At 69.6% G+C, this 18,991-nt stretch carries 20 protein-coding genes and 1 pseudogene; 10 read left to right on the plus strand and 11 right to left on the minus strand.

What is annotated here, in order from left to right; translation table 11 throughout:
* Window positions 1-678 precede the first annotated feature (678 nt).
* The gene (locus Sspor_RS02180) at window positions 679-1,953 is read left to right on the plus strand and encodes a DUF1266 domain-containing protein (protein WP_202197461.1); all 1,275 of its coding nucleotides are present in this window, start codon (window positions 679-681) and stop codon (window positions 1,951-1,953) included.
* Window positions 1,954-1,997: 44 nt separating this feature from the next.
* Here Sspor_RS02180 and Sspor_RS41000 read toward each other — a convergent pair whose 3' ends face one another.
* The 5 genes from Sspor_RS41000 to Sspor_RS02200 form a co-directional block, all read right to left on the minus strand.
* Window positions 1,998-2,132, minus strand: a complete 135-nt coding sequence (locus Sspor_RS41000; RefSeq protein ID WP_272934821.1) for a hypothetical protein — start codon at window positions 2,130-2,132, stop codon at window positions 1,998-2,000.
* A 115-nt stretch (window positions 2,133-2,247) separates the two neighbouring features.
* On the minus strand, window positions 2,248-2,664 hold the full coding sequence (locus Sspor_RS02185; RefSeq protein ID WP_202197462.1) for an LppU/SCO3897 family protein: 417 nt from the start codon (window positions 2,662-2,664) through the stop codon (window positions 2,248-2,250).
* Window positions 2,665-2,915: 251 nt separating this feature from the next.
* On the minus strand, window positions 2,916-4,169 hold the full coding sequence (locus Sspor_RS02190; protein WP_202197463.1) for a protein-glutamine gamma-glutamyltransferase: 1,254 nt from the start codon (window positions 4,167-4,169) through the stop codon (window positions 2,916-2,918).
* 769 nt (window positions 4,170-4,938) lie between these two features.
* Entirely contained in the window at window positions 4,939-5,082 is a 144-nt protein-coding gene (locus tag Sspor_RS02195) for a hypothetical protein (protein ID WP_202197464.1), read from the minus strand.
* A gap of 179 nt (window positions 5,083-5,261) precedes the next feature.
* Window positions 5,262-5,846 carry a tetratricopeptide repeat protein gene (locus tag Sspor_RS02200; RefSeq protein ID WP_202197465.1) on the minus strand — a complete coding sequence of 195 codons (585 nt, stop codon included), beginning with the start codon at window positions 5,844-5,846 and terminating at the stop codon, window positions 5,262-5,264.
* Between the two features lie 553 nt (window positions 5,847-6,399).
* On the opposite strand from Sspor_RS02200, the gene Sspor_RS02205 reads away from it, so the two are divergent.
* The 5 genes from Sspor_RS02205 to Sspor_RS40190 all read left to right on the plus strand — a co-directional run bounded on the left by Sspor_RS02205 (window position 6,400) and on the right by Sspor_RS40190 (window position 10,803).
* Window positions 6,400-6,801, plus strand: coding sequence for a GntR family transcriptional regulator (locus Sspor_RS02205; RefSeq protein ID WP_202197466.1), 402 nt, complete (start codon window positions 6,400-6,402; stop codon window positions 6,799-6,801).
* Complete coding sequence (locus Sspor_RS02210) at window positions 6,798-7,808, plus strand: ABC transporter ATP-binding protein (protein ID WP_202197467.1); 1,011 nt, start codon at window positions 6,798-6,800, stop codon at window positions 7,806-7,808. The genes Sspor_RS02205 and Sspor_RS02210 overlap by 4 nt, the downstream gene beginning before the upstream one ends.
* Window positions 7,805-8,833 (plus strand): ABC-2 membrane transporter-related protein, encoded by a 1,029-nt coding sequence (locus Sspor_RS02215; protein ID WP_202197468.1) that lies wholly within the window; start codon window positions 7,805-7,807, stop codon window positions 8,831-8,833. The genes Sspor_RS02210 and Sspor_RS02215 overlap by 4 nt, the downstream gene beginning before the upstream one ends.
* Window positions 8,834-9,472: 639 nt before the next feature.
* Window positions 9,473-10,123: a hypothetical protein gene (locus Sspor_RS40185; RefSeq protein WP_237403606.1), complete on the plus strand. Its 651-nt coding sequence runs from the start codon at window positions 9,473-9,475 to the stop codon at window positions 10,121-10,123.
* Between the two features lie 86 nt (window positions 10,124-10,209).
* Window positions 10,210-10,803 (plus strand): hypothetical protein, encoded by a 594-nt coding sequence (locus Sspor_RS40190; RefSeq protein ID WP_237403607.1) that lies wholly within the window; start codon window positions 10,210-10,212, stop codon window positions 10,801-10,803.
* Between the two features lie 277 nt (window positions 10,804-11,080).
* Here the strand turns inward: Sspor_RS40190 and Sspor_RS02225 are convergent, their stop codons facing one another.
* The 5 genes and pseudogenes from Sspor_RS02225 to Sspor_RS02245 all read right to left on the minus strand — a co-directional run bounded on the left by Sspor_RS02225 (window position 11,081) and on the right by Sspor_RS02245 (window position 15,580).
* Window positions 11,081-11,653 carry a snapalysin family zinc-dependent metalloprotease gene (locus Sspor_RS02225; RefSeq protein WP_202197469.1) on the minus strand — a complete coding sequence of 191 codons (573 nt, stop codon included), beginning with the start codon at window positions 11,651-11,653 and terminating at the stop codon, window positions 11,081-11,083.
* A 641-nt stretch (window positions 11,654-12,294) separates the two neighbouring features.
* Complete coding sequence (locus tag Sspor_RS02230; protein ID WP_202197470.1) at window positions 12,295-12,873, minus strand: hypothetical protein; 579 nt, start codon at window positions 12,871-12,873, stop codon at window positions 12,295-12,297.
* A gap of 401 nt (window positions 12,874-13,274) precedes the next feature.
* Window positions 13,275-14,210 (minus strand): hypothetical protein, encoded by a 936-nt coding sequence (locus tag Sspor_RS02235; protein ID WP_202197471.1) that lies wholly within the window; start codon window positions 14,208-14,210, stop codon window positions 13,275-13,277.
* A 590-nt stretch (window positions 14,211-14,800) separates the two neighbouring features.
* Window positions 14,801-15,030, minus strand: a pseudogene (locus Sspor_RS02240) (IS5/IS1182 family transposase); the annotation flags it as partial.
* 22 nt (window positions 15,031-15,052) lie between these two features.
* On the minus strand, window positions 15,053-15,580 hold the full coding sequence (locus Sspor_RS02245; RefSeq protein ID WP_202197472.1) for a hypothetical protein: 528 nt from the start codon (window positions 15,578-15,580) through the stop codon (window positions 15,053-15,055).
* A gap of 71 nt (window positions 15,581-15,651) precedes the next feature.
* On the opposite strand from Sspor_RS02245, the gene Sspor_RS02250 reads away from it, so the two are divergent.
* The 3 genes from Sspor_RS02250 (at window position 15,652) to Sspor_RS02260 (ending at window position 17,831) form a co-directional block, all read left to right on the plus strand.
* Window positions 15,652-16,521, plus strand: coding sequence for an IS5 family transposase (locus tag Sspor_RS02250; protein ID WP_202197473.1), 870 nt, complete (start codon window positions 15,652-15,654; stop codon window positions 16,519-16,521).
* Between the two features lie 71 nt (window positions 16,522-16,592).
* Window positions 16,593-16,922 (plus strand): hypothetical protein, encoded by a 330-nt coding sequence (locus Sspor_RS02255; RefSeq protein WP_030654589.1) that lies wholly within the window; start codon window positions 16,593-16,595, stop codon window positions 16,920-16,922.
* Between the two features lie 79 nt (window positions 16,923-17,001).
* A protein-coding gene (locus Sspor_RS02260) for an IS5 family transposase (RefSeq protein ID WP_444546260.1) occupies window positions 17,002-17,831 on the plus strand; the annotation gives its coding sequence in 2 pieces (ribosomal slippage) (window positions 17,002-17,340 and window positions 17,343-17,831; 828 coding nt in all).
* Between the two features lie 63 nt (window positions 17,832-17,894).
* Here the strand turns inward: Sspor_RS02260 and Sspor_RS02265 are convergent.
* Window positions 17,895-18,464: a GNAT family N-acetyltransferase gene (locus Sspor_RS02265; RefSeq protein ID WP_237403608.1), complete on the minus strand. Its 570-nt coding sequence runs from the start codon at window positions 18,462-18,464 to the stop codon at window positions 17,895-17,897.
* A gap of 141 nt (window positions 18,465-18,605) precedes the next feature.
* Here Sspor_RS02265 and Sspor_RS02270 point away from each other — a divergent pair, with 141 nt between their 5' ends.
* The gene (locus Sspor_RS02270; protein WP_373318731.1) at window positions 18,606-18,986 is read left to right on the plus strand and encodes a VOC family protein; all 381 of its coding nucleotides are present in this window, start codon (window positions 18,606-18,608) and stop codon (window positions 18,984-18,986) included.
* The last annotated feature ends 5 nt before the right edge of the window (window positions 18,987-18,991 follow it).

Below are 18,991 nucleotides of genomic sequence, written 5' to 3' on the forward strand. Positions count from 1 at the left end.
TAGCGAGAGAGCCTTGCGCAGACACGGCTGATTCAGCGCGACGTCTGCTATGTCAAGTCTTCAAGCTGCCGTCCGTCTGGGCAACTCGATCACAGCCTGCGCCATCGAGTGGGGCAGTTGATGGCATCAAAGAATTGGACGGGCCGAGGAGGAGCCGAGCACCTTGTTGGGGGGTGATCGGAGCGAGTCAGCCCGGCGCCTACTCCTCCATGACCTGCGCAGACGCCTTTCACAAGACGCGCTGACCTCCGCCAGGATCTCGCCGCTTTGAGCCGTGAATCGATTTCCCGCGTAACGGCAGTCAAGGAGAGCCTCCGAAGAGCTGCGATCGTTGCTCCGTACCGTGGAGATCACCGATGACGAACGGGTTGCCGTATGCATCCCGGCCGACGGCGGTGCCCATGTTGCCGCGCGCCGGGAAGGGCCCGGCCCACACCCGCCCGCCCAGGGGCCCGGCGACGCCGTGGTGGACGATCCCTCGAACTCCGGCAGCTTCCCCGGCAGTCCGTCGTCAGCATCCTCGTCGAACGCCTTCAGCGGGCGCAGCGACCGCTCCCGGTCCGCCTCCTGGCGGGTCAAGCGCCCGGGTAGTGCGCTCGGCAAAGGCTCGCCCCGGTCGACCCCCGCCCGGCGGGACCGGCACGCCGACCGCACTGGACCAGCCTTTAGGGTTTACCCATGAGTTTGACAGCGGGTCACGAGGAAGGAGCCCTGCCCGGTCCGGCGGCATCGGCGCGGGGCTGGCAGGCGCCGAGCGCGGTCGAGCGGGGGCTGTACGAGGCGAAGGCGCGCGGCGACTGGCCCGCGTACTACGACCTCGTCGCACGGGCCGACCTGTACATGATGCAGTCGCGCGCCTACGTCGACGCGAGCGGGGGCAGCACCCGCTTCCACCCCTACTGGAACCCGCAGACCCGGACCGCGTGCCTGGCCGTCTACACCGGCGGCATGCTGCCGCCGCCCGTCGCCGACCCGGTCTACAACTGCTACGACCTGGGCTGGTTCGCGGAGGTCTGGAACCAGAACGACCCGCCCTACCTCGTCGTCAACCCCGGCAGCCCCTGCGAGGGCGTCCTGCCGGCCGGGCCGGAGGGCCTCGCCCTGTGGCAGCGTCACTCCGCCCCGGTCGAACGGCCGGGACTGGCCCAGGACGTCGTCCACACCCTGGAGGTGGGCGGCCCCCTCACCGGCCCCGTCGCCTTCGGTCTCGCGGCCGGCGCGCACATCAACGTGCACAACGGGCGCTACTGGAACTCGATGGCCTACCACGGCTGCGGCTACCGCGACGAGAAGCGCATGCTGGAACGCTGGTGGGGCGTCACCACCCGGGAGGACTGGCAGGGCACGCAGGCTCAGTTGCTGCGCGCCGGAATGGTCAGCGGGGTCTGGGAGTCCGCCCTGCAGCTTCGGCGCGGCATGGCCCTGGACTTCGCGGGCCCCGTCGACGTCGACCACTGGCGCGAGGCCGCGGGGAACGCGGTGCGCAGGCGCGCCGAGGCCGCCGCCGAACCTCACCTGACCCCGGACGGCGTCACCCCGGGCCGTACGGTCACCGCTGCGGAGCTGGAGGGCCAGGTGACCGGCCTTCAGCGGTTGATCGGCCGCATCGCACGCTACGAGGCGCGGTTCCGCGCCGACGGCCTGCTGCCCGCGGGGGGCTTCGTCCGGAGCGTCGAAGCCTGGGACTACGGCCGGGCCTCCGGCATGGCCCGCTGGGGACTCGCCGCCCGTCTGTGCTCCCTGCAGGAGGCGGAGGCGGCCGTGGTCCAGGCCGGCCGTCTCGTGCAGCTCAACTACCGCTCGTGGGAGGACTTCTCGGCCGCCTACATCCTGGGCCGCTGCCTCCACTTCGACGAGGAGGAGTTCGGCGAGTGGTACGAGACGGTCCTTGCGACCCACCGTGCCCTGACCGCGGACCCGGCCAGCCCGTGGCGCACGCTTGACTGGAACTGAGGATCCCGTTTCAGCGCTGCGGTCCGGCGCCGGCGGGCACCTCGTCACGCCTCCCCGTCGATGCCCGCCTCGCGGGCGGCCAAGGCCCGGCGCGGGTGATCGATCCCGCCGGCGGACGGATCCCGCAGTACGGGCAGGAACAGCCGCCCCGCTCTGGCCGACCGACCATCCCGTGCCACCACCGCTCCCCTTCGCACCTGGCAGTCCCGGGCGCGGGCGGACCGCCTGACGCCCCACGCACGGCCGCAGGGGCCGGACCCGGCGGGTCCGGCCCCTGCGGCCGTGCGTGGGGCGTCAGTTCTTGACGGGCTCCATGCAGAGGACGAACTTGTCCGTCTCGAGCTGCTGCGCGAGAGCGACCTCGGCCACGCCCTCGCACTTGTCGAGGTCGAAGGTGTTGTCGACGACCTTGACGACCTTGTAGAGGTCGGCCACCTTCTCCGTGCAGCCCTTGCTCTCGACCTTGGGGTCGTTCTCCGGGCCGGTGACGACGACGCAGTCCCCGGCCTCCGCGTGCACCGGGGCATCGCCTGTCAGATGGGGAAGGCCCAGACGCCAGAACAGTGCGACCGCGATCGCCACGGCGACGCCGAGGATCTTCTTCCCCAGGCCGCTCTTCTTCTTCGCGGGCTCGGACGGCGCGACGGGGGCGTCGAACGGGCCGGGAGCGGCGGGCTGCTCAGGGGACTGCGGCGCGGGAGGCGTGGCCATGGAGGGTTCCTTGGGGACGTGGGCATGATCGAACGGGCGTACGCTACCGGCTCCTGGAGTCACAAAAGGGACTCTTCCCTTCCGTTTCCTGATCGGATACGGAGTCGTGATCCTGTCGACTCGTCAGGGCCGCCCCGCCGGACCCCGGCCCGAGGCCGGCGCGGAGGACTCCTACCGGGCGTGGCCGAGGGGCGACCCCGGCGCCGTGCGGCGGTGGCTGCGCGGAATTGCGCTCGCGAGGCGGCGAGTTGTTACGGCCAGCCCTGCTTCACTTTGGCGGGCGCGGTGTTCCAGCTCTTGGGTATGAAGGTGATGACGTAGGTTCCGCGGTCGAAGTCCGTGTATCCGGAGGACCAGTTGCGGAACTTGCTCTCATATACCTGCATGGGCCCCATACCACCTTCGGGCGAGTGGTAGTGGTTGGCGTGGGTCCATATGGTGTTGTCAGGGTTTGTTTCTTTTTGGTCCCCGAACCAGCCGTAGTCGAAGTTGACATAGCTTTCGCCGGGCTTGGCGGGGCTGCGTGAGCTGTTCCTGTCCTTCGACATGTCTACGAGGCCTGTGTTCTGGTTGGGGCGGAAGGCACCGGGGTCCCCGTACTTCCGCTTGTCGGAGGGACTCGAGGGGTCCTGCCCGCTCCAGAAGTGCTTCGAGTAGATGACCGCCTTCATCTTGGACGGGTCGTGGTTGCCCCCGTTCCTGTCCTTGAACGACGGGGTGTTCCTCAGGGCCGAGTAGAAGTTCGAACGGCTGTCTTCGGCGGCGAGAGCGTCGTCGTTCTTCGCGAGCTCTGCCTTGAGGTTGCTCAGGTAGGCACTCTCGTCATGGCTGCTTTCCAGGGCCTTGTTCATGACGGATGCCACATCCCGGGCCCGGTTGAATCCCTTTGTCTCGTCAAAACTCTGCTTGGCGATGCGCCCCTCGAACTCCGCCCGCGTCTCGCCCGGCCGCGGGCTGGTGTTCTCCAGAGCGTTCCGGTGCTTCTCCTCGTCGAAGGACGCAAAGGCCAGTTTGTTGGTCGGATAAGGACCTGAATTGACCCAGGTGACGCCGACGCACCCGTAGGACAGCTGCTCCCGCTGCTGTTCGGTCATCTGCTGCACTCGTCCGTCGCGATGGCTGTAGACCTGCTGCCACTTGCGTATGTAGTTGCTGATGCCGGTAGTGGCCCTGTCTCCATGGGCCCGGTACGCGTCGGGCATGCGGTCCAGCGGCTCGGCAGGCGGCGTGACCCTGTCGCCGGCCGCTGTGGAGGCCCTGAGGGACTCGGTGGCGCTCGGCAGGTCCCCGCCGGGGGTTTTGCCCGGCCGGCCCAGGTCCAGGCCCGCTTCGTTCAGCGCGTTGATGAGCCTGACGTCATCCGCTGTCAGGCCGTTGCTGTCGGCATAGGAACCGTTCCCGTCGCCGGCACCCCCGGCTGCCTGACTGACGGTCGGCGCGAGACCTGCGGTGCACAGCACGATGCTCACCGTGGTGAGGGCGAGGAACCCTGAACGTTTGTACATGAAAGCCTGGAATTCCTTTCATTGAAAAGCGACATGAGACAACGCGAAGCGTCTGCGCGACGGCAGAAGAGAGCTGCCGGATCCGGCATGCCCCCCTTGCTCCCACCTTTGTCTCGATGCGTCCGGGAGCGGCAAGAAGCCGACACCGGCCGGGATTTCACTTCTTCTGCGCCGACACCGGATGGATAGTCGGGTCGTGCGAGAAGTGATCATGTCCCGGCGCCGATTCCTCGACAACACTGCGGCTCCACATTCGGCCAGCAGGCCAATGGGGTGGTATTCGGTCATGCGGACCGGGCCCGCCCCGCGCCGGTACATGAAGCGGCGGCGTTCTCCTGACCCCTGTCGCACGATCCGTGGCGCGGCCGGGGCCGGCCGCCTCGAAAGCCCTGCGGAATGGTCTGTGGCGGCGCTGTCAGCCGCGCCGGGGAATGTCAGGCGTGGGCGGCGATACGGGCGCAAGAGCTCCGGTGGAGCGTGCGGAACTCCGGAAGGACGCGGCCCTGCACGCCGGGAGGACCGCAAGGTCTTCGCCACTCTCCCTGGCGAACCTCGGTCGGCTCACAGCCGCCCCAGCTCTGTCATGAGCCGTCGCCTTCCGTAGAACGGCCGGTAAAGCCCTCTCCGTACGGAGTTCTCGGTGAGGCCGCCGGCGGCGGCAGCGTGTGCGGTGTCCCGGGAGGACAGTGCGGGCTTCTGCGTGCGGGGTCGGCCGATACGGACGGTGATCTCGGGGAGGGGGTTGTCGAAAGGTTCAGCTGGGGCCCGGTCAGGCCTTCTCGACGGCCTCGACGAAGGCCACGGCCTTGGGCTGCGCCGCGACGGCCTCGTCGCGGCCGAGGTTGGGGCCGCACAGCGCGTCCGTGGTGGTCCCGGATTCCTGAGCGGCATTGAACCAGGCCGCCGCGCCCACTGTGGCAACGGCCGCTACGAGGCAGCCGCCGACCCGGGACGGCGGGCCCCGGACACCACCCCGGCTGCGTACGCGCCCGGGTGCCTTCTGGCAGCGGGGCGGGTGCTGGTGACCTCCGGGGCTGCAGGGGTGTGTCGCGCGTCGACCGCGCCCGGCTTGCGCGCCGCGCGTCTGTCATGTCAGGCGGGGGCTATGAGCGCGAGCAGTGCCCGGATCTTGCGCACCCGTTGGTGGCTGGGGTGGAGGTGGCGTTCGCATGCGGTCAGTGCCCGCTGGGCCTCTCTTCTCGCCTCGTCGTGGCGGCCCAGGCCCTTCAGGGCGACGGCAGCGGCGAGCTCGTGCGCTCCCGAGTCGGCGGGAGACGACGCGGGGTGGTGCCTGCCGGACTCGTCCAGTGCCCCCTGATGACGCCCCTGGCCCGACAGGCTGTGAAGCAACAGGAGCTGCAGACCGAACGCCAGGTGCCCCTCGGCCCGCGGCAGATGCGCGCGGGCGATCGTCTCCGCCTCCTTGTGCCGGTCCAGCGCGCACAGGACATCGCCCATGCACACCAGGGCACTCAGTTCCAGCTCCCAGACCTCGGTCACGTACATGGTCCGCGTCAGCGTCCGCAGAACGGCCTCGACCTCGGCCTCCGCCTCAGCGGGCCGGCCCTCGTCGATCAGCACCCACGCACGGAACAGCCTGGCCCGCAGCAGCATCCGCCGGCTCGCGCCGGTCAGGTGCTCCGAGCCGGCGATGAGGTCTTCGAGCTCAGCCAGCACCACCGCCCCGCGGCCGTGAAGGACCGCCGCCTGAAGGGCGGAGTACCTGCCCGTCCAGACGACCCATGGCCGCCGATCACGCCCCCGCACACCCTCACGAGCGGCGACGACAGTCCGCGCCCGTGCCTCCGCCGCCTCGAACGAGCCCTCCCACACGAGGCGGTGGGCATCCTCGATCGCCGCTTGGTGCCACGGCGCCGCAGCACCCCTCGCCCATGCCACCCAGGAGGACACACCCCACAACCGACTCCGCGACGTCATGAACAGCGAGAATACGTTCCCGCCAAAGACTGGTCGCCGCCAGGTGCGTCATCCTCGAATCGGGCCGGACGTCGTATCCGGCTCCGTCCGGCGGGCATCGCCAGGGTCTTCACCACCCGGGCAGCGGCGTGCCCTTGCCGGTGCGGGCGCGGCTGTCCGAGCCCGGCGATGTTCAGGACCGTCAGGCTGCGCAGCGACGTGTGCCGGACCCCGTGGCCGGCGCCCTCTTTGACATCCACACCCCCCTTGATCCACTATTCACTACTCAAATAGTGAAAGGGTGTTTGCCGGGATGATCGAATACCGGATCGACCGGCGCAGCGGGGTTGCCACCTACGTACAGATCGTCCAGCAGACCAAGCAGGCCTTGCGCCTGGGCCTGCTGGAGCCGGGCGACAAGCTTCCGACTGCCCGAGAGGTCGTGGAGGCCACGGCAGTCAACCCGAACACGGTGCTCAAGGCCTACCGGGAACTGGAACGCGAGGGCCTGGTCGAGGCCCGGCGAGGCCTCGGCACCTTCGTGCGCAGGTCACTCGGTGCCACACCGAGCGACTCCCCGCTGCGGGGCGAGCTCTCCGAGTGGGCGTCGCGCGCTCGGACGGCCGGCCTGGAGCGGGATGACGTGGCAGCGCTCTTCGCTGTCGTGCTGGACGAGCACTTCGATACCACCGAGAAGGGACAGGATCACCGATGACGACCAGTGCCATCGAGGCAACCGGGCTGGGGAAAACGTTCCGGCGGCGCGGCGGATGGGCCCTGCGTGACTGCACCTTTCAGCTGCCGGCGGGACGTGTCAGTGCGCTCGTGGGGCCCAACGGCGCGGGTAAGTCGACGCTGCTCGCCCTGGCGGCGGGGCTGATCGCGCCCAGCGAGGGTTCGGTCACGGTGCTCGGCGGGCACCCGGCCCACGCGCGGCCGCGGATCGGCTTCGTCTCCCAGGACAAGCCGCTGTACCCGCAGCTCACCGTCGCCGAGACGCTCCGCATGGGCGCCGATCTCAACCCCGACAGCTGGGACGCGGACACCGCGGAGCGGGTAGCGGCGGGCGGTGGCCTGGACCTCGGAGCCCGTGTCCGCTCACTGTCCGGCGGCCAGCGCACCCGCGTGGCGCTCGCCCTCGCCCTCGCCAAGCGGCCGGAACTGCTGCTGCTGGACGAGCCGGTGGCCGACCTCGACCCGCTGGCCCGGCACGAGCTGATGGGCACACTCATGGCCACGGCCGCGCGGTACGGCACCACCATCGTGATGTCCTCACACGTCATCGCCGAACTGGAGGATTCGTGCGACCACTTGCTGCTGATCGGCGACGGCCGGGTGCGTCTGGCGGGTGACATCGACGACTTGCTCGCCGTGCACTCCCTGATCACCGGGCCCGCACGGGAGGTCGCCACTGGCGCCGACTTCGACCTGGCCCCGCACACCACGGTGGAATCCCGTATCACCGGTCGCCAGGTCACTGCCCTCGTCCGCCCCGCAGGGCCGCTGCCCGCCGGCTGGCAGACGATCGACCTGTCCCTGGAGACGCTGCTCCTCGCCCACCTGCGCAATCCGGCGGCGCCCCCGCTCACGCTCGGCACCGCTTCCGCTTCCGCCTCCGCCTCCGATTCTGCTTCCGCTTCCGCTTCTGATTCCACTTCTGCCTCCCCCACGTCCCAGGAGGCGACTTCCGCCTCCGCCATGCCCCAGGAGGAGTCCGCATGACCGCCGTTGCCCCCACCGCTCCCGCGGCCACGCGGCATCCGTCCCCCGCGCCCCGTCTGACCCGGTGGCTGCTGCGCCTGCACCGGCCGGCGCTGTGCGTCTGGGTCGGCCTCGTGGTCCTCCTCTCGGCCGCGCTGCTGTGGCTGGGCGGCCCGCTCACCGACGCCTCCGCGGCGGCGTGGGAGCAGTACAACGCGTGCGCCGGGGCGTCGCAGTGCGCCTACGACCAGCCCGCGATCATCCGCTACAAGGAGGTCTACTCCGCCACCACCTTCGCCGTCGTCGCCCTCCCCTTCCTCGTAGCCGCCTGGGCCGGGGCCACGCTGACCAGCAGGGAAATGGAGACGGGCACCGCTCAGCTGACCTGGGCCCAGTCGGTTTCCCCCGTGCGCTGGCTCACCGCCAAACTCGCCCTGCCGGCCACCCTCGTCGTCGCAGGCACCGGAATGGTGGTCGCGCTGCACCACCTTGCCTGGTCGGCCGGGGAGGACCGCATAGACACCGCGAAGTCCTGGTCCGACTTCCCGACCTTCTACTCGGGCGGGCCGCTCACGGTCGCCCTGGCCCTCCTGGGCCTCGTCGTCGGAGTCCTGGTCGGTCTGCTCTGGCGCCGCTCCCTGCCCGCCCTCGGCACCTCCGTCGTCGCCACGACCGGCGTGTTCGCCGTCGTCCACACGGCACTGCCCTACCTGTGGCCCAGCGTGACCCAGGTACGCGACCGGGCGCAGGGCGCTCCGTCAGGCACGGGAATCGTCGTCGACGAGGGCATCCTCACCTCCACCGGCGCCCGACTGCCGGACCCCTACTGCGGCGGCGGCGTCTTCCCCGAATGCCGCGCCACGTACGACAAGCTCGACGCCGTCGGCTACTACCGCGACTTCCACCCCCTCGCCCACTACTGGCCCCTCCAGCTCGTGGCGACGGCCCTCACCTGCGCCATCGTCGCCGTACTGGTCTTCGCCGCGTACCGCGTGCTGAAGAGCTCCACGGGCGGCACCCCGCGCGGCGCGAGCACCACCGGGTGAGCGCCGCCCTGCGGCTCGTATGCACTGCCGCGTGAGTGCCGTCGTGTGCGTGCCTGTCCACGCCGTCCCCGGCCGCCGTCGCGAACCGGCGGGCGGTACGAAGTCCAGCGGTGCCGCCACAGCCGTCGGCCTCTCACAGAACACCCCGCGCGCCGGCACGCAGTCGGGTTCACCGACCCGGACCCGGTGACGGGGCCGCGCCCCTGGGGACCGGCGCGATGACGGTCGCCGGAGCCCGCGCCGGAGCAGAAGCCTTACGTGCGGTGCGCGGCCTCCACACCAGGGAAGCGCGCACCGCCGTCACGGACCGGGCCACCGGAACCCGGCGCCCGGCCGTCACCGTCGTTGCCGCCGGACCCTGCCACGCCTCTCCAAGCCGTGAGGCGAACCCCTCCGGAAGCACTCCGGTACCGGCGGCACTCTCTCCCGTTTCCCTCTCACCCTCGCCCTCACCCTCACCCCGCCCTCACTTCGTCATGCCCTCTGCCCTCATGCCCTCACCTCTTCTCCAAAGGTTGATGCCTGATGTCGCAAGCTGCTCGGAAACAGGAGCCTCGGTCTCGGTCTCGGTCTCGCTCCGCAGCCAAGCCCATCGCCGACGGACGACGGTGGGACCGGCTGGTACTGCTGGCGTGCGCGGTGTCGGCACTCGTGGTGGGGCTGGCGTCTCCCGACCACACCTCGCAGAAGGTGTGGGGCCTGGTCGGCGCGGCGGGATATGGCTGCGCGGCTCTGGTCGCGGCGCGGTCGTCCACGCCGTGGGCCCGCACTCCGGCCGTGGTCGCCGTCACCGGTGCGGCGGCCGTACCGCTGCTGTACCTGTCGGTGATCGGCAGGGCGCAGATGGAAGTGGGCGTCGTGGAACGGGCGGCCGAGCTGCTGTTCTCCACCGGAACTCCGTACAACCCCGCGCCGCACGCCGTAAGGGACTTCAATCCCTACCTTCCCGGCATGGCGCTCTTCGGGATACCGCACCTGCTGTTCGGTGACACCCCGTTCGCCGGCGCCCGCGTGTGGTTCCTCGTCGGGTTCCTCGCAGCCGTAGCGGGAGCCGTGCGGGTGCTGACCAGGGGCGGGGCCCTCGCTACGGGGCCGAGCGGCACCACGCGCGGCGCCTCCGCCGGGCTGACGGGCGCCCTGTGGCTGATCGCCTGTCCTGTCGTCGCTCTGCCCCTGAGCATCGGCGGCGTGGACCCGCCGGTCATCGGACTGCTCTGCCTGGCCCTGGCCTTCACACAGCGGGGTCATGCCGGGCGCGCGGGCCTGGTCGTGGGGGTGGCGCCGTTCTGAAGTGGACCGCCTGGCCGGCCATCCCGGTGATCGTCGCCGTACTAGCGGTACGGGGCGGGAGGCGCGCCGCGTTCAGGTGCGCGGCAGTGTCCACCGGCCTGGCCGCGCTGACCATCACCCCCGCGATGCTGGTCGACATCAGCGCCTTCTACCAGAACGTCGTCCTCTACCCGCTGGGCCTCGGCCCCACGGCGTCTTCCGCCCAGAGTCCCCTGCTCGGGTACCTGATCGTTCTGCTGCTTCCTCACGGCAAGGCGGTGACCACGGCGCTGATCGCGTTGAGCGCGGTGGGTGTGGGGGCATCGCTGCTGCTCCGCCCGCCGCGCAGCACCGTCGCCGCCGCCGACCGGCTGGCCCTGGGGCTGCTTCTGGCGATAGCGCTGTCCCCGGCCACCCGCATCGGCTACGCCGTCTACCCCATCGTCCTGATTGCCTGGCCCCGCTTCACCGCCCGTCTGTCGGCCGACCGCCCCGCCACGCCCCATCCCGCGGGCGAACCGCCGTACCACCAACGGACCGTGGCAAGCCGCCTGTGCACCGCCAGCCCCGCCACGGCCGGCCTCCTGTCCCCGCACCGCTCCCCGGCCGGCCGCGATGCCCGCCGCCGACCGCACCGGGAGCACCACGAAACCGGCGCGCGCCACTCGGTGGGCGCAGACGATTCCCGCCGAGCCGGTTGATCTCGTCACCGCAGACCCCTTCGGCAAGGAGCCGGCCACCGAAGGCGCCCGCCGCACCGCCTGCGCCGCCTTCCGGCCGAGCAGCCGACGGGCTGGGCGGCTGGTGAAGTCCTTCGCGGCCCTTTGAAGCGACTGGTCTCGAGAAGTGAGACCCCCTAGCGCAGCAAGTCTGCTCCCCGTGCCTGGGGATGACCCGTCCACGTGGCCCGCCGGACCGGCACGGCCGCCCTCTGGGAGTCGCTCCCCAGCCAGGCCCCGCACCGGCCCGACCCGCCGGTCAGGGGGCGTCGACGAGTACCCGGCCGTCGGTCGGCGCGGTTGCCGCGAGCCCGTTCGCGTACGCGTTCTGCACGCGGGACCGCTCCGTCGCGTTGGGCACGGCGTTGACGCAGGCCGTCCCGGCGCTGGACCCGGACATCAGCTGGGAACACGGCCCCGGCTTGGTGTCCGGGAGGCCCAGACTGTGGCCCAGCTCGTGCGCAGCGATGCGCGTCTTGTCGTACCCCTGGCTCACGGCCTGCGCGCCGAGTTCGACTCGGACCTGTCGCCCCGGACGGACCGGGCCGAGGGTGGCCTGCGGCCAGCCGGTGGTGGCCACGATGACGATCTCGGCCCGGGCGCCGGGCGCGGCCTCCACCAGCCGTACGTTACTGACGTTCGTGTTCCAGGAAGCGACCCCGGCCGCGATGGCCGCTTCCCAGCCACCGGCCTGACTGTCGTCGTAACGGAGTGTCACTACCGCTGCGGTAGCGCCCGGTACGGGCTCGGGTGCCGCGGCCGCGGTGGTAGCCGCCGCGAGGACCAGCGCGGCGGCGGAGGTTCCTGCTTTCAGCCAGGTGCCCAGAGACATGGTCGTCTTCCTTCACGCGTGGGGGGGGACCGGCCCCTCGGCGGAGCCGGGGCACCGGAGACGCCGCCACCGCCCGCCTGTGGTCCGCGAGTTCGGACAGCCGCCCCTCCGGAGCCCTAAGAAAATAGCCCCGCACCCCACCAACCCGTCATGCACCTGCCAGCCAATTCCCGCAGGCGCTCCAGCCGATGCCCGGTCAGCGGGCGGCACCATCCAAGGGGGCGCTGGGCGCCGACCACCCCGACACGCTGACCTCCCGCAGCAACCTCGCAGTCGCCTACCAGGCGGTGGGTGATCTGGGCCGGCCGGGGGTCTTTGTTCACGGGTCATGACTCTGGCTCAAGTACTGGAGTCCCAATCGGCGGGTCGGCGAGCCGTTCAACGCGGACCGCCGACCCGGCACTTCCCCCGGCTCGACGGCGGCGATGCGCCGATCGGACCCGCCGCGCCACGGAAGGCTCCCACTTCACGCCCTCCGATGAGCGGTACCTGCGGTTCGACGTCGCCGCACAGGACGCCAACTCGGCGCACTGCGGGCACGATCACGGGCCTTCGGGGAGCCCGCGGTAGCGCATGCCCCCGCGCCCGGCAGTGTCCTCGCCCCCGGGAAGGGAAAGGGGCCCGGCCGATCGCCGCCGTTCTCACCAAGGGCTCCGCACCCTGACGCCGAGGGCCCGGACGCGCTCCTGGGCCTGCGGGTCGAGCTTCAGCAGCAGGTCCTCGCCAACGACTCCGTCGCGCCGCCAGATGGTGCAGAGGGTCTCCAGACCCGCTTCGGCGACCTCCGGCTCCGCGTCGGCCGAGGCCTGCACCAGGGCTTCGACGACCGGCCTGCCCTGCAGTCCCGCGACCGCCCGTGCCCTCCGGGCCCGCTGCTCCGCGGGGACTGCCGGCTCGGCGAGCGAGCGCAGCACGTCCGCCGTGTCGCGGGCATCCTGGCAGGACAACACCCACACCAGGTACACGATTTGCGTGCCGAGCACGATCAGGTACTGCAGTGGCACGAGCAGGGCCACCGGCAGCAGCAGGACCAGGGGCAGCACGATCAGCCAGCCGCCCCGGATCCGCGAGGGACCGCCGGTCGGCGGCTCGAACCGCCGACCGGCCAGCAGGACGAGTACGAACATGGTCACGACCGTCAGGAGCGGCACCACGATCAACCCCGCGCCCAGCCCCGCGCCGAACGACGCCCAGAAGGGGTCGTCGCCCAGCACGGGCAAACTTCCCTCCTTCCAAAGAGCATGACGTGGCCTACCACGAGCGATCCCTCGGCGTTCTGGAGCAGCGGTTCGGTCTCTCGTTGCCGCGCGCCGTCCTGGGCGAGGCCCGCCTGCCTGCCTATGCAGTCCGCGGCACCCCCGCCATGCGCACCGGACCAGAGCCCTACCACCAGCAGATCAAGGCATGGGCTGTCACTCTCGGCCTCACCTGGAACGACGCAGGCGGTCGCGCCCCGCGACATATTGGGCATGGGGCGTTCGGGACACGGCTCGGACTCTTTCGGCCATAGTCGAAACCGACATGCCGCACTCCCCTCCCGCGGCGGCGACGCTTCTGCTGAGCCACGCCGCATTGCGATGGGTTGAGTGGATTCCCTACCGGTGAAACAGCGTCATCGGCGTCAGCGGGAAGCCTTACGGCGCCGGAGGAAGGCATAGCCGACGGCGCCTGATGCAGTCAGGGCCGCGGCGGCGCCGAGCAGCCAGGGAGCCGACCGCCGGACCGCGCTCGCCTGCGGTGTGACCACGGGGTCCTGGCAGCCCGGTGCGGCGGTGTCGACCACCCTGTAGCGGGCCCAGATCTTCGCCGACTTGCCCCGCTCATTCCAGCGCACGGCGTAGAGCCCGGGCTGTGCGTCGCACCGGATCTGAACGACGGCCGATACCAGTTTCGCACCGTGCATCACCACTGACCGCGTGAAGGCGGGGGATGACAGAGTGACCTCCCCGTCGCTTGCCATCGCGACGCCGTCCGAGGCCGTCATCCGCTCCCCGGCCCGCACCGTACGTACGTCCCACGGTGTCGCCGGCCATCCCGAGTCCTCGGGCCAGCGCTCTTCCTGGGACACCGGCGGCAGTTCCGCCACCCGCCGTTCGCACGCCTCCCGTTCCGCCGCTTCAACCGGTGCCACCCGCACACTCCCCCACAACCGGTCGATCTTGGACACGTTCTCGTCGCCGACGGGCGAGCCGAACCGCACCTCGTAGGAACCGGGAGCGGCCGTGCAGGACACCGTCACGACTGCCGTGAGGAGCCGATCGTCCATGCGCAGGATGCCGTCCGACACGAAGGCGGGCGAGACCACCCGGACACCGTTACTGGCGTCCCCGGAGACCCCTGCGTCGGTCGAAATGCTGATCCGCTCCCCCAGCGTCACAGGCAGCTCCGCACCGCTGGGCATGGGCCGGGGCGGATCCGCAGTGGGCGCCGCTAAGGCACCACCGCCTGACGCCGCGGACAGCAGCAGCGCCAGCGAAATGGCCACACCAGCCCTCATCCAATTCACGCTCATTTGAACCCTTTTCATTTCCGTTGACGATCTTTCAAGCCGCTGCACAGTCTGCCCCCTCGCCAAACTGACGGACTATCACGCTCGTTTTCAGCGTTATCACCTCGCTCAGGAAGTAAGTTCTCTGAGATCCGATTGGTTGACCACACTCGCTCTCAGCATCACGACGGTCGTGCTCGCCAGCCCTGCCGCTATGGCCTCGGGCACCCCGACCCCGACCTCTTCGATGCTGCTCTCCCCTTCCGCTTCGCCCTCCTTACCCCGGCCCCCAACGGCATCTCCACCGCGGACCACGCGATATCCCCGGCGTCGCCCTCCCGAGCCACTCCTCCGCCGGCTTCCCCCCTTCCCCCGCTGACTCCGCCGAAGAGAGGTGTGGTCGGAGCGTTCTTCTTCGACGGTCAGGCCCTGAACGGCAAGAGCACGTACTGCTCGGGGAGCGTCGTATGTTTCTGTCTCGAAGGGCTCTGTCACCGTGTGGCCTTATGAGGACGGCGACCCGCGCAAGCTCGTTCTTGACTACGCGGTTGTCGATGCGAGCAGTATTCGGCTGGAGTCCGGATATCAGAGGCCCCGTGGCCAGCATTGGTCGGCTGCCGGCCCAACAATCGACTGACGATGGCTGGCCTGCCCCTGTGTCATCCCGTCAAGGCCAGGTTGTGCATGCGGGCAATGCCGAGCATGGCGTGGTGGACTCCGTCGCCTTTGAGTCGGCAGTCACGGAGGATTTCCAGGTCTCCATGCGGGCGACGACGTGCTCGACGGGGGCGCGAACCTGTTTGTGGGAGCGATTGCGTTCCCCCTTACAGGCCGCGAGTTCGGTCTGGCCGCACTCACGGCGGTGAGGCACGTGTCCCGTGCCCGGATAGCAGACGCTCCAAGGAGGCAGGTCAGTCGTCCTCATCGTCTGCGGGTTCAGGTTCGCGGACGTACCAGAGGTCGAGGGTGTACTGCTCAGGTTGCGGGTTGTCGTGCCACAGCCGCTGGATCCGTGCTGCGCTCCAGTCGTCTTCGACCTGGCGGAGCGCGTGCTCGTAGTATTCGGCAGCGGCGATCCGGCCGGCCCATGAAGCGTGTCCCTCGTAGACGCCCGGCCTCGGGAGGGACATCTCCGCCGCAGGTCCGAAGGTGAACTGGCCGATCACCAGGATCCCGGTTCCCGACTCCAGGCTGACGGCCGTAAAGCCCTCTGCCTCACCGGGCGGAGGCTGCGGTTCGTCCCACACCCGTACGGATACTGCCACCTCCAGGTCGGACTGCAGGCTGAACAAGTAGAGGTGATAGCCGTTGCCGCCGACAACGTTGCGCTCCGCTGCGGCGATGGCCGTGCTGTCGGTCAGGTAGGCGTCCGAGTCGTAGACCTCGACCAGGCGATGGGACGGGCGGGCGAGGGTCGTGCCCTGCATGAGCAGCGTCATGATTCAGGGCCTGCTAGGCCGTGTTTTAGAAGTGGGCTCGTTCCCTCGTCTCGCGCCGTGATGATCTCGGGGTGGGGCGAGGGGATCTTTCTGACGAGCAGTGGGCGGTGCTGGAGCCGTTGCTGCCGGTGGCGGTGGTGGGCAGGCGGTCGCTGGGTCGGCGGAAGCTGATCGACGGCATCCGGTGGCGGGCACGGACTGGTGCTCCGTGGCGGGATCTGCCACTCGAATACGGGCCGTGGCAGACGGTCTACGGACTCTTCCGCCGCTGGCAGCGCGACGGGATCTGGCACTTGCTGCTGACCCGGCTGCAGGCTCAGGCGGATGCAGCCGGGCTGATCACGTGGGAGATCAACGTCGACTCCACGATCTGCCGGGCCCATCAGCACGCCGCAGGCGCCCGCCGCGACGGACAGGCCCAGAAGGAACCGCCTGGCGGAACCCGCACCGAGCCCGACGACCACGGCCTGGGCCGGTCCCGGGGAGGTTTCACCACCAAGATTCATCTCGCCTGCGAGCAAGGCCAACGGCCGCTGTCCTTGCTGGTCACCGCAGGTCAGCGTGGTGACAGTCCTCAGTTCGCCGCTGTCCTGGAAGGCATCCGAGTCCCTCGCACCGGACGAGGCCGTCCCCGTGTCCGGCCGTTGCGAGTGCGGGGCGACAAGGCGTACTCCTCCCGCGCCAACCGAGCCTACCTGCGGAAGCGGGGAATCCGGTGCACGATCCCGGAGCCTGCCGACCAGGCCGCCAACCGCAAACGGCGCGGGAAGGCCGGCGGGCGGCCCCCGGCTTTCGACCGCGAGGACTACAAGGCCCGGCACGCGGTCGAGTGCGGGATCAACCGGCTCAAGCGCAACCGGGCGGTCGCCACCCGGTTCGACAAACTCGCGGTCCGCTTCGAGGCCACCGTCCTGATCGCCGCGATCGGCGAATGGCTATGACCGCTCTGAGCTGTCGGTTCCTCATGCCATGCTGACCGCGACCCAGGTGAACAGGCGAGGGGAAGGCAACGATGGGGGCTCAGTACTACGGCGCCGACAGCGAGAGCGGCGACCGCATCGACGACCCCTCCGAGGATGCGCTGTTCATGCTGATCAGCGAACTCAACGACTCCGACAACACCTTCGTGGTCGTCCAGCCCGACGAGGACGACCCTGTCTGGTTCGCCTCCGTGGCCGTCCTGGACGAAGGCGGTTACGAGATCGTCCGCCGTGACACCACGCGCAACGAGCACGAGGTCACCACGGCGACCAGCATCAACGACATCGCCCGCGACCTCACCATCTGGATGGCCGCCCGCGACTTCCCCGGAAGGCCAACCAGGCAGGTCAGCGAGTTCTAAAACACGGCCTAGAGCGTGTCTCTTTGATGGGTTGGTCAGTTGATCGGATGTGTCTGTCCGATTAGTGATCACTGATGCGATGTGGGGCCGGATCGAGCCGCTGATGCCGGCCGATCCGGTCCGCGGCCGGCGGTGGGCCGACCACCGCCGCACCCTTGAGGCCATCGCTTGGAAGTACCGCACGAGCTCGCCCTGGCGGGACCTGCCCGACGAGCTCGGGTCGTTCCAGACCGCTCACAAACGACTGCTCAGATGGGCCGTCGACGGCACCTGGGAGAAAATCCTCGCCTCCGTCCTGGCAGCGGCGGACGCCGACGACGACATCGACTGGACCGTGTCAGTGGACTCCACGGTCGTCCGGGCCCACCAGCACGCGGCCGGCGCACGCAAAAGGGGGCGGCCCGCTCCGGCGAGCCCTCCGATCACGCGCTCGGACGCTCACGCGGCGGGCTGAGCACCAAGGTTCACCTGGCCGCGGACGGTGGGGCACGGCCGCTGGCATTCACCGTCACCGCAGGCCAGGCCGGTGACGCACCCGCCTTCGAGACGGTGACGGCCCGCATCCGGGTGCCCCGCAGAGGCACGGGCAGGCCGCGGACCCGCCCCTTCGTCGTTCTGGCCGACCGGGCCTACTCCTCCCGAGCCATCCGCAGCCACCTGCGACGCCGGGGCATCCGCGCGGTCATCCCGCAGCCGTCCGACCAGATCGGCCACCGCCTGCGGCGAGGCCACCGAGGCGGCCGCCCGCCTGGCTTTGACCGAGAGGTCTACAAGCAGCGGAACACGGTCGAACGCTGCATCAACCGGCTCAAGCAGTGGCGCGGCCTGGCCACACGAACCGACAAGCTCGCCATCGCCTACCAGGCCGCACTCCACCTCGCCGGCATCCTCATCTGGACCCGACGCTGACCAAAGAGACAGAACCTAGTGGCGGTACGCCGGGCCAGAGTCGTCGTGTGAGCATTCAGACCGTCACGTGGTCGGTGAGTGCAATTTTGCGAACTCGTCGGCAAGCATGCCCATCATCACGACATCGTGGTGCCGACCGGAGAGGTACGCGAGCTCACGCAGTCGGCCCTCCTCAACGAATCCGAGCTGACGGTGGAGAGCCAGAGACGCTTGGTTGTGCGCGAAGATCCGTACTTGGCACTTGTGGTACCGGTGCTCATGGAACATGAAACGAAGCAGCAAGATCGCGGCTTCTGCCGCGTAGCCCTTGCGACGATGATCAGCACCAATCGTGATGCCGTACTCGAACCAGCCGTTACGCGCATCAGCCTGGTGTGAGCCAACGGCACCGACTATCTCCCCTGTGCCGACGGCTTCAACTGCCAGCTGGAAGCGGTCGCTATCGGACTTGGCAGTCGCCCGTTCATCGGCCCAGGCGCGGTATCCCTCTGCGGACCGAGGCGGGCTGACCAGGTCCCCCAAGCCCTCCTCGTCTTCCGCGAAACGCATGAACGCAGGCCCGTCACCAGGCTCAATACCGCGCAGACGCACCCGCTTACCCACCCAAAACGATGTCATCCTGTATTGGATCATTCCAGGTGTCTCAAGTCCAGACCTTCTGGGCGCCCCCTTGGCCTGTGACCTGCACTTTTAGGTTGTCCAACACTCACTCGGCTTGTTCTCGAGCCTTGGGCTGGCCCCCTGCCACTGGCCGGCGATCGGGCCAGTGGCAGAGTGAGCCGGGTGATCGGACACCTGTACACCGTTGTCATCGACTGCCCCGACCCGGATGAACTCGCCGGCTTCTACGAGAAGCTGCTGTCGCTCTCACGGCAGGCCGACACCGGCGACTTCGTCGTGCTCCAGGACGCGGCAGGCACCCCGGTGGTCCTCTTCCAGCGGGTGGAGGGCTTTCGCGCGCCACGGTGGACGGATCCCGCGCGCCCTCAGCAAATGCACATCGATGTGATGGTCACAGACCTCGATACGGCTGAAGCCCAGGTGCTCGCCCTCGGCGCGACGCTGCTGGATGGTTCGGACAAGCCGATCGGATACCGCGTCTACGAGGACCCCGTCGGCCATCCCTTCTGCCTGATCACCCCCGAGGGAGCCTGACCCCG

Origin of the sequence: Streptomyces spororaveus (genome assembly GCF_016755875.1) — a bacterium.
Lineage (GTDB): Bacteria > Actinomycetota > Actinomycetes > Streptomycetales > Streptomycetaceae > Streptomyces > Streptomyces spororaveus.

What these genes read in the sequence shown, in the direction of transcription:
- Sspor_RS02180 (WP_202197461.1), top strand. Translation starts at nt 679, where the DNA reads ATGAGTTTGACAGCGGGTCACGAGGAAGGAGCCCTGCCCGGTCCGGCG.
- Sspor_RS02185 (WP_202197462.1), bottom strand. Translation starts at nt 2,664, where the DNA reads ATGGCCACGCCTCCCGCGCCGCAGTCCCCTGAGCAGCCCGCCGCTCCC.
- Sspor_RS02190 (WP_202197463.1), bottom strand. Translation starts at nt 4,169, where the DNA reads ATGTACAAACGTTCAGGGTTCCTCGCCCTCACCACGGTGAGCATCGTG.
- Sspor_RS02205 (WP_202197466.1), top strand. Translation starts at nt 6,400, where the DNA reads ATGATCGAATACCGGATCGACCGGCGCAGCGGGGTTGCCACCTACGTA.
- Sspor_RS02210 (WP_202197467.1), top strand. Translation starts at nt 6,798, where the DNA reads ATGACGACCAGTGCCATCGAGGCAACCGGGCTGGGGAAAACGTTCCGG.
- Sspor_RS02215 (WP_202197468.1), top strand. Translation starts at nt 7,805, where the DNA reads ATGACCGCCGTTGCCCCCACCGCTCCCGCGGCCACGCGGCATCCGTCC.
- Sspor_RS02225 (WP_202197469.1), bottom strand. Translation starts at nt 11,653, where the DNA reads ATGTCTCTGGGCACCTGGCTGAAAGCAGGAACCTCCGCCGCCGCGCTG.
- Sspor_RS02245 (WP_202197472.1), bottom strand. Translation starts at nt 15,580, where the DNA reads ATGACGCTGCTCATGCAGGGCACGACCCTCGCCCGCCCGTCCCATCGC.
- Sspor_RS02255 (WP_030654589.1), top strand. Translation starts at nt 16,593, where the DNA reads ATGGGGGCTCAGTACTACGGCGCCGACAGCGAGAGCGGCGACCGCATC.
- Sspor_RS02265 (WP_237403608.1), bottom strand. Translation starts at nt 18,464, where the DNA reads ATGATCCAATACAGGATGACATCGTTTTGGGTGGGTAAGCGGGTGCGT.